The organism is Geothrix sp. 21YS21S-2, assembly GCF_030846775.1.
GTDB lineage: Bacteria > Acidobacteriota > Holophagae > Holophagales > Holophagaceae > Mesoterricola.
The window spans coordinates 2,653,341-2,668,438 of record NZ_CP132910.1 but is presented as its reverse complement, the minus strand read 5'-3'; the positions used below and the strand labels follow the sequence as shown (position 1 = coordinate 2,668,438).

Sequence of the window (15,098 nt, the reverse complement as noted above, 5' to 3'; positions counted from 1 at the left end):
ATAATGAGAACATCATCACGATCCGCTAGGGTTGAATCCGGATTTAATTCAACTCCCCCAGAATCTGTTTTAAAATAGACGGAAACAAGCGTGAGCGATGAAAGCGCCATCATTCGCAACTTCGACACGATCCAGGAGATCCTGCGGAACGTGTGCGACCGCAACGAACTGGCCTTCCTCTCGACGCCGTACGCCAAGTTCGAGCTGAACTTCCTCCTGCTGGACCAGGAGGTCGTCCACGTCACCGCGACCATGAGCCGGGAGGACGCCCTCTACGGCCTGAAATCGCCCAGCCTCACCCTCCGCTTCCCCCACGGGCCCCGGATCTTCCGCGCGTCCACCTCGCTCCTGGGCATCGGGATGGCCCGGGGGCGCAAGTCCCTTCGGCTGTCGCGGCCCGCCGTCCTCGAGAGCGACGAGTTCAGGCGGGCCTTCCGGGTGGAGAAGGTGGGGCGGATCCAGGTGACCTTCAGCTCCCGGAAGTACGACCTCCTCACCGGCAGCCTCGTCAACATCAGCACGGGCGGGGCGCGGATCTTCTCCAGCAGGGAGTTCGAGGACGGGGAGATCCTCCTGGACGACGTCATCCATGTGAGCATCCCCCTGACCCCCGGGATCCTGATCAACGGCCAGGCCAAGGTCCGCCACGTGGGCGACCGGAGCGTGGGCCTGGAGTTCCGGCCGACCCTCTCGGGCAACCTCCTCGACGACCTCTCCCGGTGGACCTTCCAGAAGAAGGAGGAGGCCTACCACCAGTTCGCCAGCCGCGAACAGGAGAAGGCCGGGGACCACGCCGCGAAACCCGCCTTCCTGGCGGAAGGCCCCTGCATCGCCCTGGTGGGCGGGCCCCCCGATCTGGAGGAGCGCCTTCGAACCCTCCTGGCCGGGCTGCCCCCCCTCCACCGCTATCCCGCCACCGTCCAGACCATGCGGGCCCTGACGGAAGCCAAGGGCGTCATGGCCCTCGTCTACCTGGACGGGGCCGACCACGAGCACCGGGCCCGGGCCGGGACGCTGCTGGAACCCATCCGCGGCAAGGTGCCGTTCTTCCTCCTGGGAGGGGCGGGGCTGGGGGCTTCGGTCCTCCTCCAGCTGGCCAACGACTGGGAGGCGCTCATGGGCTTCTCCATCGAGGGCCAAGGGCTTGCCCAGCTGGCGAAACAGGTGGGCGGCGTGTTCTCCTACCTCGTGCGCTAGGTCGCCATCCTGCGGTAGGCCGCCTCGATGTCCCGGGCGAAGCGCCCGGCGTCCATGAGCGGGGAGGCTTCCATGCGCGGCCTCAGGCCGGCCCGCAGCTCCGCCAGGCGCGGCAGGTCCCCGGCGAGTTCCGCGGCGATCCCCACGAAGCTGTCGTCGTCCCAGGCGGCCAGCTCCGGGAGACCCAGGTTCCGGAGCTGGCTCCAGCCCGCGCGGCCCACCACGGTGGCGCCCACCCGGGTCACCACGGGCACGCCCATCCAGAAGGCGTCGAGGCTGGTGGTGTGGCCGTTGTAGGGGAAGGTGTCCAGGCAGATGTCGATGGTCCGGTACAGCTCCAGGTAGTCCCGGCGGGGCAGGAAGGGGGTGAAGTCGATGCGGGCGGGGTCCGTGAAGGCGTCCAGGATCAGCTGACGGTGGCGGCCGGCGTGGGCCAGGAGGCGCAGGCGTGAGCCGGGTACGGCCTGCAGGACGCGGTCCCACAGGGCCAGGACGGCCCGGTTCACCTTGCAGGGATTGTTCAGGCACCCGAAGGTGACGTGGCCCGCGGCCAGGGCCGGGAGGGGGCCGGGGCCGGGTCCCTCGGCCAGGGGGTGGTAGCACCAGAAGGTGTGGGGCAGCCGGATGGAGCGCTCGGCATACCCGGCGTCCGTGATGCCGGGGGGGTCCAGGTAGGGGTCCGTGAGGCGGTAGTCCATGGCCGACAGGCCCGTGGTGCCGGGATACGCGAGCCAGGCCACCTGGGCGGGTGCGGGTCCGCGGGCGAAGAGCAGGGGGCGGCCGCCGGCCATGTGCATGGTGAGATCCACCAGGATGTCGATGCCGTCGGCGCGCACGAGGGCAGCCAGCGCCTCGTCGGTCAGGCCCGCGCAGTCCCGCCAGACGTCGCAGCAGGCCCGGAGCTGCTCCGTGACGGCGTCCGGATGCCGCACGCTGGAGTAGGCGTGGATCTCGAAGGCCCGGCGGTCGTGGTGGGTGAAGAGGGGTACGGTGAAGAAGGCCTGGCAGTGGTAGCGGAAATCCGGAGAGACGTACCCGATCCGCAGCCTGGGGCCGGGCCCGCCCCTCGGCGCCGCGCCGCGCAGGCCCTGGGCGTGGATTCGGTCGAAGGCCCGTGCCTCCTGGAGGACGTCGTCGGCCGAGGCCTCCGGATCGAAGGCGCGCAGGTAGGCCAGGTTGCCCATGGCGACGGGGTCGCCCGGGTCCAGGGCCAGGGCCTCGCGGTGGCAGGCCAGGGCCACGTCCATGCGGCCCAGGTCCTTGAACAGGTTGCCCAGGCTCCCCAAGGCCAGGGCGTTGCCGGGCTGCGCCTGGAGGGCCCGCTGGAGGAGCCCGGAAGCCTGGTCCAGGTCCCCCAGGGCCCGCGCGGCGACGCTGGCGTTGATCCAGGCGTCGGGGCAGTCCGCCTCCAGGTAGGCCGCCAGCGCCCCGGGGAGGTCGCCCAGGAGCATCAGGGCGTTGCCCAGGTTGTTGGAGGCCTCCGGAACGGGGGAAGCGGCCAGGGCCCTCCGGTAGGCCCTGACCGCTTCCGGGTAGTCACCCCTGGCGAACGCCTCGTCCCCGAGGGAGCAGCTGGCCAGCGCCTCGGGGTCGGGCATGGTCCCTCACTTGCTGGTGAGCGTCACGCTCCGCATGTTGAAGCCGCCGCGCTGGAGGTCCAGCACCTTCCCGGCGAGGTTCACCAGGAGCATGGTCTCGAGTTCGTCGCCGCCCTTCTTGGTGGCGCCGACGGGGGGGATGGTGCCGGGGAGCTTGCGGTCCCGGGTCCAGGTCATGTGCACGTCGAACTTCATGGTGCCCACGGGAAAGCCCATCTGCCCGGCGAGGTGGTCGATGCGGCCCTCGCCGTTGTAGGAGATCGTGAGGGACGCCGGGCCTTCCATGCCCCGGCTCTGGTTCTCGATGGTCACGCTGGTGGGCCGGGTGCCGGTGTAGTGGAAGGTCATGCGGGTGGTGATGCCCTGGGCGTCGTTGCTGTAGTTCATCTTCGTGGGCAGCTTCGTGGACTTGTCGAAGACCACGTCGAGCTTGCCGCGCTTCCAGAAGCCCAGGCTCTCGGCCATGCTCTGCTCGCGCTTCTTGGGGTCGTAGGCGGAGGTCGGCGACTGGAAGGACAGGATCTGGCCGCCGGCGCTGTCCTCGCGGCCCATGGCGGCCTTGAAGAGGGAGCCCTTCACGTACACGTCCCGCACCTCGTTGACGCACTGGCTGAACCACCCCAGGAAGGACACGGGGGCGTCGGACGGGGGCGGATCCACCTTGGTGGTGTAGGCGTTCATCTCCTTGCTGTAGAGGAACCCCTTCAGGCCCGAGCGGTAGTAGAGCAGGGTCCCGAAGTCGCCCTTGAGCTCGGTGCGGAAGTCGGCGTTGGCGAAGTAGGTGCCTTTGAGGTTCAGGTTGACGGTGCCGCCCTTGGTGAGGCCGCCCTTGACGGCGCCCTGGCCGAGCTGGTCGACCTTGGCGTTGGCCGCGGCCGCGGTGAAGTTGATGGAGAGGGTTCCTTCCAGGTCCACGGCGCGGACGTCCTGGTAGGGCTTTCCGAACCAGCCGGAATTGACGGCGTCCAGGACCTGGTCCAGGTTCTGGCGCGCGAAGGTGGCCTCGATGCTTTCCTTGGCGGGGCCCTTGGCGGCGGGGGCCTTGGCCTTGGCCTGGCCGTGGGCCGAGGCGGCGCCGCCGAGCACGAGGAGGGTGGCCGTCAGGGCAGGAATACCGAGTTTCATGCAGATCTCCGGATAAGGGCTATCGCCGTTCTTTGTGAGGCTTCTGGGCCTGAAGTTCCCGCTTCCGCCGGGAAAAGCAGGATGCGCAGAAGGCCGCGGCGGGATCGGTGGGGACGAAGTCCACGTATTCCTTGGTCCCGCATTCCACGCAGATGATCTGGGTGAGGATCTGGGCTTCGTTCTTGCGTACCGCCTTGCGCACGGGCTGGGTCTTCTTGTAGCAGTGCGGGCAGTTGAAAAACTTCTCCTCCGGGGACAGCCGGAAGGTGCGCCCGCAGGTGGCGCAGACCTTCTCCCGGGTGGTCACGGTGGGCTTGGCCTCGCGCTTCTGGATCTTCACCACGCCGGGGGAGGCGGGCTCGGCGGGGGGCGGCTTGGGTTGGGCTGGGAGTCGTGGGGTCATTTGCGCTCTTCGGGTGGCTGTCTACCGCTGAAATCATAGCATCTCTGCGGGGGCCTCCCCGGGGCGGGCCCGGGAATGGCATCCTGGAGGCATGGAAAACGCTTCCCGGCTCCTGCGACCCCTCCTGGACGGCAGCCCCAGGGCCCTGGCCCGGGCCATCACGTGGATGGAGAACGGCCACCCCGAGGCGAGGGCCCTCATGGCCAGCGTCTGGCCCCACCTGGGCCGCGCCGTGGTCATCGGCCTCACGGGGTCCCCGGGCAGCGGGAAATCGACCCTCACGGACCAGCTGGCCCGCGCCCTCCGGGCCGAGGGCAGGCGCGTGGGGATCCTCGCGGTGGACCCCACCTCCCCCTTCAGCGGGGGCGCCATCCTGGGCGACCGCATCCGCATGGGTCGCATCGCGGCCGACCCCGGCATCTTCATCCGCTCCATGGCCACCCGGGGGGCCCTGGGGGGCCTGGCCAGGGCCACGCAGGACGCCATCGACCTCCTGGACGCCGCGGGGTGGGACGTGGTGATCGTGGAGACGGTGGGCGTGGGCCAGGACGAGGTGGATGTCGTGAGCTGCGTGCAGACCTGCTGCGTGGTCCTGGTGCCGGGCATGGGTGACGAGATCCAGGCCATCAAGGCCGGCATCATGGAGGTGGCGGACATCTTCATCGTCAACAAGGCCGACAGGGACGGGGTGGAGAAGGTGGAGATGGAGATCCAGGCCATGAAGTCCCTCGGCTCCGCCCAGGCCTGGGATCCCCCCGCGGTTCGCACCGTTGCCGCCCAGGGGGAGGGGATCCCGGAGCTGTTGGAAAAGATCCGGGAACACGGGACCTGGTTGAAGGCCCACGGCGGTTTTCAGGTCAAGGCCCGGGAGCGGGCCCGGCTCCGCTTCGGCAGCCTCCTGGCGGAGGAGGCGGCCCGCCGGGCCCGCGCCCGAGCCGGCTCCGAAAAGGTTGAACTTCTCATTAAGGCCGTCGCCGACCGGGTCCTGGACCCCTATGCGGCGGTAGATCAGGTACTTGGTTGTTGAGTTTTCCCAGACGCTGAACATAATCTCGACATGCCAGCGGAATTCTTCCAGCTCGACGACACGGCCTCCATCCGGATGGTCTTCCAGCGGCTTTGCCGCTCCGGCGGCGACATCACCATGAAGGTGGAGGGCCGGGACTGGACCTTCCCCATTTTCGAGGAGGTGGAGGGCCGGATCCTGGTGGGCATCACCGGGGCCGAGCGGACCAAGTGGAACATGAACGTCGGCGACCACTACCGCATGACGGTGTTCGACCGGGGCCGGAAGTTCCAGGGCACGGTGGAGGTGGCCGACTTCGGCCAGCTCGAGGGATCGGACTGCGTCCACCTGGAGCAGCCCCGCATGCTCAAGGGCCGGGACTACCGCGGGCTCTCGGACTTCCTGCCCGAGAAGCCCCTGGGAGCGGTGTTCACGAGCCCCAGCATGGACTTCTGCGACGCCCGCATCCGGGCCCTGGGCCAGGACGGCCTCCTGCTGCCCCTCTACGGCAGCGGCGCGGTCAAGGACGGACAGCTCAAGCTGGACACCCCCACGACCATGGAACTGAACATGGACCTGGACAACAAGTTCGTCCTCAAGGCCGTGTGCGACACCATGGAGGAGGGCGTCGTAGGCATCCGGTTCACGGAAAAGCACGACGCGCCCGTCCTGAAGGCCTACCGGATGTGGCTCAACGAGGCGATGATCGCCCAGGACCGCAAGGACCGGGAGCTCTTCCAGACCCGGGGGGTCCGCGCGGACCGCAGCAAGGGCGAGGTCGTCAAGGCCGGGCCCACCCTCCAGGTGCTGTCCGATCGGGACCCGCTGGTGCTGGTCATCAGCGAACCCCCCTTCTCGATCCGCATGGCCGAGGCCGTGGGCCGGAGGTTCGGGGTGGCCGGGCTGGACTTCGCCCGGGGCGAGGTGCGGCCCCTGGTCAAGTCCCTCGGGGTGGAGGGCTCCGACTGGGGCCGCGTGAAGCTCGTGGTGGTGCACCAGCGCCTGCGTTCCATGAGCGGCATGGAACTGGCCGGCAAGCTCGTCAAGGACGAGCGGTGCCCCGTGCCGGTCCTGGTGGCCGGGCCCGAGGAGGATGCCGTCCTCAAGCGGAACCGGGCCCTGGGCCTGGGGGCCGTGGACTTCCTGCCGGTGGATCCCTTCCGGATCCTCGCGGTCATCCAGGCCCTGGACCAGACGATCAAGATGTTCTACCCCTCGTAGGCCACGCCGGGATTGGCGGGGATCCGGGACAGCTGGTACTCCTCCTCCTCGACGACCTTGGGGTTGTCCAGGAAGTAGGTGGCCCGCTCCAGATCCAGTTCGCCCTCCCACTTGGAAACGGCCACCGAGGCCACGCCGTTGCCGATGAGGTTGGTGATGGCCCGGGCCTCGCTCATGAAGCGGTCGATGCCCAGCAGCAGGGCCAGCCCGGCGACGGGGATGTTGCCCACCACCGAAAGGGTCGCCGCCAGGGTGATGAAGCCGCCGCCGGTGACGGCCGCGGCGCCCTTGGACGTCAGGAGGAGGATGCCCAGGATGTAGAGCTGCTGGGTCAGGGTGACGTGGGTGTTGGTGGCCTGGGCGATGAAGAGGCAGGCCAGGGTGAGGTAGATGGAGGTGCCGTCCAGGTTGAAGGAGTAGCCCATGGGGATGACCATGCCCACCACGGACTTGGAGCAGCCCAGGCGCTCCATCTTCTCCATCATGAGGGGCAGGGCGGATTCCGAGGAGGAGGTGCCCAGCACGATCAGGATCTCCTCCCGGATGTACCGCAGGAACTTGAAGATGTTCAGGCCCGCGTACTTCATCACCGCGCCCAGGATGAGGATGACGAACAGCAGGCTGGTGGCGTAGAAGCAGGCGATGAGCTTGCCCAGGCTCACCAGGGAGTGGAGCCCGTACTTGCCCACGGTGAAGGCCATGGCGCCGAAGGCGCCGATGGGGGCCAGGCGCATGACCATGGCCACCAGGCGGAAGAAGACCTTGTTCAGGCCGTCCAGGAACTTCATGACCGGGATGCCGTCATCCTTGATGAAGGCCAGGGCGCTGCCGAAGAGCATGGCGAAGAGGAGGATCTGGAGGATGTCCCCCTTGGCGAAGGCGTCGGCCACGTCCTTGGGGATGATGTTCATGATGAAGTCGATGGTGCTGAGGTGGGCCCCGGGGTGGGTGTAGGCGGCGATGGACTTGGTGTCCAGGGAGGCGGGATTGATGTTCATGCCCGCCCCGGGCCTGAACACGTTCGCGATGACCAGGCCGATGGCCAGGGCGATGGTGGTGAGGACCTCGAAGTAGAGGATGCCCTTTCCGCCCACGCGGCCCACCTTCTTCATGTCGCCCATCTTGGCGATGCCCATGACGACCGTGAGGAAGATGATGGGGGCGATGAGCATCTTCACGAGCTTGATGAAGCCCTCGCCCAGGGGGCGCATGCTGGCCGCGAACTGGGGACGGAAATATCCCAGTGCCGCTCCGATGAGCACTGCGAGGATGACCTGGAGGTAGAGGCTATGCCTTAGCTTTTGCAGTAACTTCAACTTATTCTCCTGAGAAAGGGATTCCAGATAAAGGTATCGGAAATTCTCAGGAAAACAGGAGTAAAAAATCCTAAATCCAGAACAGGGCGGCCGCTCCCACGATCGACAGGATGGTGCCAGCCCACGCCCTGCTTGAGACGCGCTCCTTGAATACCGCCATGGAGATGGGCAGCAGCAGCACCGGCGAAAGCGACATGAGGGTCGCCGCCACGCCCATTGATGTGTGGGTTATCGCGAACAGGGACAACACGACCCCGATGACCGGCCCCGTGATGGCTCCCGCGAAGATGTAGATCGAGGCCTTCATGTCCTTCATGCGCCGGGTGCAGTCCAGGAACTGCCCGCGGAGGAGGAACCAGACGCTTATAGCCAAGGTGCCCGCCACCACCCGCACCAGGTTGGCCGAGACCGGATGGAAGCCGCCCCGCATGCCCACGTCGGACAGGATGAGGCCCACGGACTGGCCCAGGGCGCCGCCGATGCCCAGGAGGACGCCCAGGGTGGCGTGCTTCGGCCGCTGGCTTTCGCCATGGCCTTCGGCCACCACCCACGCGATCCCGGCGAGGGTGGCGAGGATGGCCACGACCTTCGGGAGCCCCAGGGACTGGCCCAGGAAGACGCGGGCCAGGATCACGCTGAAGACGGGCGAGAGCGTCATGAGGAGCATGGCCACCCGGGCCCCCAGGAGCAGGAAGGCCTCGAAGAGCAGGGCGTCCCCCAGGGCGAAGCCGATGAGGCCCGACACCGCCAGGGGCACCAGCCGCTGGGCCCCCGCGTGGAAGGGGAAGGCGGTGCCGAAGGCCGCCAGGTGCACCCCCACGAGCATGGCCAGGGCCATGTAGAGCCGCGCCGCGTTCACCGTCTGGGAACCCACCCGGCGGCCCGCCACGGTGAAGCACACCGAATTGAAGGCCCAGCAGAGGGACGTTGCGAGGGCTGCCAATTCGCCAGCGTAGGCCATGCGGACTCCGGAACCGGCGCTCCGGCGCCTGGCATCATGTTACGAGGTCTCCCCCCGCCTTGTCTAAACCAACAATTCCGGTCTACTATTTCCAGGTCGCAGCGAATGAATCGGAGTGTCGGCATGGATGGTCTTCTTTTCTGGCACCGGTTCCAGTTCGGGTTCACGGCGACGTTCCACTACCTGTTCCCCCAGCTGACCATGGGCCTCGCGCTCCTGATCGTGGTCTTCAAGGGGCTGGCCCTGGCCCGGGGGGAGGAGCGGTTCGACGCCGCGGCCCGGTTCTGGATCCGCATCTTCGGCCTCACCTTCGGGGTGGGGGTGGTGACGGGCATCCCGCTGGAGTTCCAGTTCGGCACCAACTGGGCGCGCTTCTCCCGGGACGCCGGCGGGGTCATCGGCCAGACCCTGGCCATGGAGGGCATGTTCGCCTTCTTCCTGGAGAGCACCTTCCTGGGCCTGCTGGTTTGGGGGGAGAAGCGGCTGGGCCCGAAGCTCCACGCGGCCGCGGCCCTGGCCCTGTTCCTGGGCAGCTGGCTCTCGGGCTTTTTCATCGTGGCCACCAACGCCTTCATGCAGCATCCGGTGGGCCACCGGGTGCTGGCGGACGGGAGCCTGCAGCTGGTGGACTTCTGGGCCTTCCTGACGAACCCCTGGGGGCTGGTGCAGTACGCGCACACCATGACCGGGGCGGTGGTGACCGGGGCCTTCGTGGTGGCGGCGGTGGGCGCCTTCTGGACCCTGCAGGGCATCCACGCGGCCCAGGCCCGGCTCTACCTGAAGGCGGGGGTCCTGGCGGGCTTCATCGGGGCCTGCGCGGCGGCCTTCCCCACGGGGGACCTCAACGGCAAGCAGGTGGCGCGCCACCAGCCCGTGGCCCTGGCGGCCATGGAGGGGCGGTGGAAGAGCGGGCGCTACGCCGAGGTGAACCTCATCGGCCAGCCGGACGTGGCCCGGCAGCGCCTGGACAACCCGGTGCGCCTCCCGGGGGTCCTCAGCTTCATCGCCTACGGCTCCTTCTCCAGCGACGTGAAGGGCCTGGATGATTTCCCCCGGGACGCCTGGCCCACGGAGCTGGAGCTGCTCTACTACGGCTTCCATATCATGGTGGGCCTGGGCACGCTCTTCATCGGGCTCATGGGGCTGGCCGCGCTCCTGCTGTACCGGGGGAGGCTGGAACGCGCGCGGCCCCTCCTGTGGTGCATCATGCTGGCCTTCCCCTTCCCCTTCATCGCCAATTCCGCGGGATGGATGGTGGCCGAACTGGGGCGCCAGCCCTGGACGGTGTTCGGGCTCCTGAGGACGGCGGCGGGCACCTCGGCCCTGGTGCACCCGGGCCAGACGGTGTTCACGACCCTGGGCTTCGCCGGGCTCTACCTGGTGCTGGGCCTGCTCTACCTCTTCCTGGTGGCCCGGGAAGTGGCCCACGGCCCCGAAGGCCATTGAGGAGACGGCCATGGAGATGCTCTGGTTCTGGATGGTGTCGGTGGTGGTGGCGCTATACGCCGTGATGGACGGCTTCGACTTCGGGGCGGGGGCGCTGCACCTGTTCGTGGCGCGCAGCGACAAGGAGCGCCGGGAGGTGCTGGCGGCCATCGGCCCCCTGTGGGACGGCAACGAGGTGTGGCTCCTGGCCGGCGGGGGCCTGCTCTTCCTGGGGTTCCCCAAGGTCCTGGCGGCGGGCTTCTCGGGGTTCTACCTGGCCATGTTCATGGTGATCTGGACGCTGATCCTCCGGGGCATCTCCATCGAGTTCCGGTCCCACGTGGCGGACCGCCTCTGGCGCGCCTTCTGGGACGGGGCCTTCGCCGTGTCCAGCACCCTCATGCCCGTGCTCCTGGGCGCGGCCCTGGGCAACGTGGTGCGGGGCGTGCCCCTGGACGGCTCGGGCTTCTTCAACATCCCGCTCTTCACCCACTGGGGCGTGGGGAACCCCGTGGGGATCCTGGACTGGTACACCCTGCTCATGGGCCTCCTGGTGCTGGCCACGCTCACGGCCCACGGCGCCCTCTTCCTGGCCTGGAAGACCTCCGGCCCGGTCCATCGGCGGTGCCTCGCCGCGGCCCGCCCCCTGTGGGCGTCCGTGGCCGCCCTGGCCCTCGGCGCCACCTTCGCCACCGCCTGGGTGAATCCGGAGGTCTACGCGAGGCTTCCCCATGCCCCGCTGGCCTGGGCCGGCATGGCGCTCTTCCTGGCGGGCCTGGGGACGGTGGCCGCGGGCCTGTGGAAGGAACGCCCCCTCCTGGCTTTCCTGGGTTCCGGCGCCTTCATCGTGGGCCTCCTGGCCGCGACCGCGGGCTGCGTGTGGCCGGTGATGCTCCGGTCGACGCTCGATCCCGCCTTCAGCCTGGACGCCCACAACGCCAACGTCGGGGCCTACGGGATGCGGTCGGGGCTGATCTGGTGGCTGCTGGCGTTCCCCATCGTCATCGCCTACTTCGCCATGCTGTTCCGCATCCACCGCGGCAAGGTCCAGGCCGCCGCGGACGGGGAAGGCTACTAGCCCTTATCCTTGCTCGGCGAACCTCGGCTCCTCGGCCACCTCGGCGATGCCCTTCTTTTCTTGAACCCTTCGGCGCATCGATTCAACGCGCCGCAGGGTCGTGAAACAGAATTGCATCGCCGAGGTGGCCGAGGGGCCGAGGTTCGTCGAGGAAGAAAGGACCCGATCAGGTCCAGTCCACGTCCTTCGCTCCGATGCGCGCGGCCAGGGCCTCGGCGGCGCGGGCCACGGCGGCCTTGCGCGCCCTGGTGGCGCGGACGCCCTTCTCGAACCAGAGCCCCTTGATCTCCAGGACGCCCCGCTCCCGGTGGAACTTGGGGTCGAGCCGGCCCACCAGCGACTCGCCTTCCAGGATCGGCAGCACGTAGTACCCGTACTGCCTCTTCTCCTCCGGCACGAACGCCTCGAACCGGAAGTCGAAATCGAAAAGGCGCAGCGCGCGGGCCCGGTCCCGGAGGATGGGGTCGAAGGGGCAGAGCAGGACGGTGCGCTCCGGCGGGTCCGCGACGCGCGCCTTCCAGTCCTCGACCGCGAAGGCCTTGCGGCCGTCCTCGGTCTCCACGGGGCGGGCGCGGCCGGCCTTGACGGCGGCGGCGCACCACTGCGCGGCCTCGGTCGGGTCCAGGGCGTTGAAGTAGGCGGCGAGCTCCCGGGGCGTGGCCACGCCCAGGCGGTCCAGGGCGGTGGCGCAGGCCCACTCCCGGTGCTCTCCGGGGGAGGAGGCCGGGAGGGCGTGGGCCTGCGGGAAGACCCGCTGGGGAAGGTCGTACACCTTGTGGAAGTTCACGCGCTTCGCCACAGCCAGCTCTCCGGCGTGCCAGAGGAACTCCAGGGCGGCCTTCTGCGGCTTCCAGCCCCACCACGCGTTGGCGCGACTGTCCCGCTTGTGCTCGAAGTCGGCGCTGCGCAGGGGGCCCTCGACGCGGATCCGCTCCAGGACCAGGTTCAGGAGTTCGTCCACCTTGTCCCCGACGCGCTCCCGCCACCAGGCGTTCTGGAGGATCCGGGCGCGGCTGCGGGGGAACCGCACCTTCCAGTGGGGGTAGAAGGCCATGGGGATGGCCGAGGCGTCGTGGGTCCAGTGCTCGAAGAGCCTGCGGTCGCCCTGGAAAAGGGCGTCGAAATCGGCGGGTGCGTAGCCTTCCAGGCGGCTGCCGAGGATGAGGTGGTGGGCGCGCTCCACCACGTTGATGGAGTCCATCTGCACGTAGCCCAGCTGCCGGATCAGGGCGTCCAGGCCCGCAGGGGGCGGGCCCATCAGGGCCTGGGCCGCCAGGAGCAGGCGCCGGGCCTGGGCTTGGGTGACGGGTTCGGGTTTCCGGGGCATGGGCTCGTCCAGGCGGTTGGGGAACTTGAAGTCTGCCAGAATAACCGTGGAGGCCCCCTTGGCTGGACATCTCATCCTCGTGCCTACCCCCCTCGGCAACCTGGGGGACATGACGGAAAGGGGGCGCGACGCCCTCGCCGGATGCGACCTGGTGGCCTGCGAGGACACGCGGCGCACCGGGGGCCTCCTGGCCCACCTGGGCATCGAGAAGCCCCTGGCGCGCTTCGACGACCACGCCCCGCTGGAGGCCCGGGAGCGCGTGGCGCTGGCCCTGGCCGGGGGGCGCACCGTGGCCTACTGCTCCGACGCGGGCATGCCGGGCGTCAACGATCCGGGTTTCGAGCTGGCGCGGCTGGCCCGGGAAGCCGGGGCCAGGGTCACGGTGCTGCCGGGGCCTTCGGCGGTGACCCTGGCGGTGGTGGCTTCGGGCCTGCCCAGCCACACCTTCAGCTTCTGGGGCTACCTGCCCTCCCGCAGCGAACCCCGGAAGGCCGCTCTCCGCCGGCTGGCCGCCAAGGAGGAGACGGTGGTGGTCTTCGAGACGCCCCATCGAATTCATGAAACTTTATTGGAGTTGGAGGAGATCGTGCCGGAACGGGAGATCGCCCTGGGCCGGGAACTGACCAAGCTCCACGAGACCTGGTACCGGGGGACACCGGCCCAGGTGCAGGCGGCCCTGGGCTCGGAGGGCCGGGGGGAAATGGTCCTCGTGATGGCAGGCGCCGACGCGAAACGCACGGTTTCAGAGGACTTGGAAATCGAGGAGGACCAGGCGGCCCTGCCGGAATGGGCCGTGCGGTTCCTGGATGCCGCCCGGGAAGGGGGCATGACGCTGAGGGAGGCGGTCAAGCCCCTCGCCCGGCATCTCGGCCGCCCTGCGAGCGATGTATATCGCATGGCAATTGAACGATAAACACGACTTAAGCGGTCAACCATTCCGTAAAATTCATGTGAAAATTCTGGATTATTGATCTTTTGGTCAAGATTTGTGGTTCCATTTCTTCCTAGATGCTCAACCCCTCCTTCCGCAAGTCCGGTTCTCGCCCCAGGCCCTGAGCCTCGGGTCCGGATCCGTCCGCACGTTTCAGGTTCCACCCACCCCAACCCCCTCACAGGAGCCAAGCCATGAGGATTTCCCGCATCTTCGGCGTCGCCGCCGTTCTCACCGCCGCCGGGTTCGCCGCCCAGGCCCAGGACGTCAAGGTCAACATCCTGACCGAATTCTGGTACACCCAGATGATGGACACCAACCTGCGCAACAACGGCGCGCAGAACGTGGTGGCCAACTACTACGGCCTCGACTCCCGCTTCACCGAGAACACCTTCAACATCAAGCGCGCCGAAATCTACTGCAACTACAAGATCAACGACGAGTGGGCCGGCTACATCATGTTCGACCCCAGCCTGACCAACACCTCCTCCGCCGCCAACGCCGCCACCACCAACTCCGGCGTGGCCCTGCAGGACTGGGTCATCACCTGGACCCCCAAGGGCACGGGCGTCACCGTCAAGGCCGGCCAGATGAAGATGCCGACCACGTACGAGTCCACCCTGATGTCGGCCCGCGACATCTACTTCTTCGACCGCGCCCAGATCAGCCGCATCCTCGGCGAGCGCCGCGACCGCGGCGTCATCGCCACCTACAGCTACGGCAAGGCCGACGCCTTCAAGGGCAACGTGACCGCCGCCATCTCCAACGGCACCACCGACGACGGCACCGCGGGCAAGACCGCCGTGGACCAGAACGCGCAGAAGGACTACACCTTCCGCTTCGACGGCAGCTTCACCCCCGCCCACAAGTTCGGCCTGTGGTACCGCACCGGCGAGACCAACCTGAAGTCCTCCACCACCGTGGCCGCCACCCTGCCCGCCAACTGGACCGCTGCCGGCGTCACCCAGGCCGCCCTGCTGGACAACCGCGACAAGACCACCGCGACCGGCCTGTTCTACTCCTTCAACACCGAGAAGATTCACATCCTGGGTGAGTTCGCGACCGGCGACCTTGGCCGCCGCTTCCCGACCCTCTTCGCCGCCGCCGCCGCCCCGAGCCGCGAGCACCTGGACCAGAAGTTCCAGGCCTACGCGATCACCGGCGTCTACAAGATGGGCGCCCACCAGATCGGCGCGCGCTACGACATGTTCAACTACAACTCCGGCGACGACTTCTACGGCACGGTCAATCCCTACAAGCCCACCACCGGCCTCAACGCCGGCGGCGACTTCTCGCCCAAGTACACCGAGACCACCATCGGCTACAACTACGTGTTCGTTCCCACCAAGAACACCTACGGCAAGCTGAAGCTCGACTACATCATGCGCAGTAAGAACTTCCTCCGCTCCATCGCCGGCCAGTCCGGCGCCCAGGGCGGCGACAGCCTCGTCCTGTCCGTCCAGGTCGGCTACTAGTCCCCACCGAACGACTGAAGGGCTCGGGCACCCCC

The 15,098-nt window shown here is 68.2% G+C and carries 13 protein-coding genes; 7 read left to right on the top strand and 6 right to left on the bottom strand.

The window, feature by feature from the left end:
- Positions 1-90: 90 nt before the first annotated feature.
- Entirely contained in the window at positions 91-1,197 is a 1,107-nt protein-coding gene (locus RAH40_RS11680; protein WP_306597708.1) for a PilZ domain-containing protein, read from the top strand.
- On the opposite strand, the gene RAH40_RS11675 is transcribed toward RAH40_RS11680, so the two are convergent.
- Genes RAH40_RS11675 through RAH40_RS11665 form a run of 3 tightly spaced genes read right to left on the bottom strand, consistent with a single transcriptional unit; the run spans position 1,194 to position 4,323 of the window.
- Complete coding sequence (locus tag RAH40_RS11675) at positions 1,194-2,795, bottom strand: tetratricopeptide repeat protein (protein ID WP_306597707.1); 1,602 nt, start codon at positions 2,793-2,795, stop codon at positions 1,194-1,196. The genes RAH40_RS11680 and RAH40_RS11675 overlap by 4 nt on opposite strands.
- 6 nt (positions 2,796-2,801) lie before the next feature.
- The gene (locus tag RAH40_RS11670; RefSeq protein WP_306597706.1) at positions 2,802-3,920 is read right to left on the bottom strand and encodes a hypothetical protein; all 1,119 of its coding nucleotides are present in this window, start codon (positions 3,918-3,920) and stop codon (positions 2,802-2,804) included.
- Between the two features lie 19 nt (positions 3,921-3,939).
- Positions 3,940-4,323, bottom strand: a complete 384-nt coding sequence (locus tag RAH40_RS11665; RefSeq protein WP_306597705.1) for a hypothetical protein — start codon at positions 4,321-4,323, stop codon at positions 3,940-3,942.
- A gap of 91 nt (positions 4,324-4,414) precedes the next feature.
- Between RAH40_RS11665 and meaB the strand changes: the two genes are divergently transcribed.
- Positions 4,415-5,350: a methylmalonyl Co-A mutase-associated GTPase MeaB gene (gene meaB / locus RAH40_RS11660; RefSeq protein WP_306597704.1), complete on the top strand. Its 936-nt coding sequence runs from the start codon at positions 4,415-4,417 to the stop codon at positions 5,348-5,350.
- A 30-nt stretch (positions 5,351-5,380) separates the two neighbouring features.
- Complete coding sequence (locus tag RAH40_RS11655; protein WP_306597703.1) at positions 5,381-6,550, top strand: hypothetical protein; 1,170 nt, start codon at positions 5,381-5,383, stop codon at positions 6,548-6,550.
- Here the strand turns inward: RAH40_RS11655 and RAH40_RS11650 are convergent.
- Positions 6,538-7,857 (bottom strand): dicarboxylate/amino acid:cation symporter, encoded by a 1,320-nt coding sequence (locus RAH40_RS11650; protein WP_373432574.1) that lies wholly within the window; start codon positions 7,855-7,857, stop codon positions 6,538-6,540. The two genes, RAH40_RS11655 and RAH40_RS11650, sit on opposite strands and share 13 nt — an antisense overlap.
- A 79-nt stretch (positions 7,858-7,936) precedes the next feature.
- On the bottom strand, positions 7,937-8,827 hold the full coding sequence (locus RAH40_RS11645; RefSeq protein ID WP_306597701.1) for a DMT family transporter: 891 nt from the start codon (positions 8,825-8,827) through the stop codon (positions 7,937-7,939).
- A gap of 123 nt (positions 8,828-8,950) precedes the next feature.
- On the opposite strand from RAH40_RS11645, the gene RAH40_RS11640 reads away from it, so the two are divergent.
- On the top strand, positions 8,951-10,273 hold the full coding sequence (locus RAH40_RS11640; protein WP_306597700.1) for a cytochrome ubiquinol oxidase subunit I: 1,323 nt from the start codon (positions 8,951-8,953) through the stop codon (positions 10,271-10,273).
- Positions 10,274-10,283: 10 nt separating this feature from the next.
- A complete protein-coding gene (cydB, locus tag RAH40_RS11635; protein WP_306597699.1) occupies positions 10,284-11,330 on the top strand; it encodes a cytochrome d ubiquinol oxidase subunit II in 1,047 nt (348 codons plus the stop codon).
- Between the two features lie 166 nt (positions 11,331-11,496).
- Here the strand turns inward: cydB and RAH40_RS11630 are convergent, their stop codons facing one another.
- A complete protein-coding gene (locus tag RAH40_RS11630) occupies positions 11,497-12,657 on the bottom strand; it encodes a winged helix-turn-helix domain-containing protein (protein WP_306597698.1) in 1,161 nt (386 codons plus the stop codon).
- 58 nt (positions 12,658-12,715) lie between these two features.
- Here RAH40_RS11630 and rsmI point away from each other — a divergent pair, with 58 nt between their 5' ends.
- Both rsmI and RAH40_RS11620 read left to right on the top strand, forming a co-directional pair.
- Entirely contained in the window at positions 12,716-13,570 is an 855-nt protein-coding gene (gene rsmI / locus RAH40_RS11625) for a 16S rRNA (cytidine(1402)-2'-O)-methyltransferase (protein ID WP_306597697.1), read from the top strand.
- Between the two features lie 212 nt (positions 13,571-13,782).
- Complete coding sequence (locus RAH40_RS11620; protein ID WP_306597696.1) at positions 13,783-15,063, top strand: hypothetical protein; 1,281 nt, start codon at positions 13,783-13,785, stop codon at positions 15,061-15,063.
- Positions 15,064-15,098 lie beyond the last annotated feature (35 nt).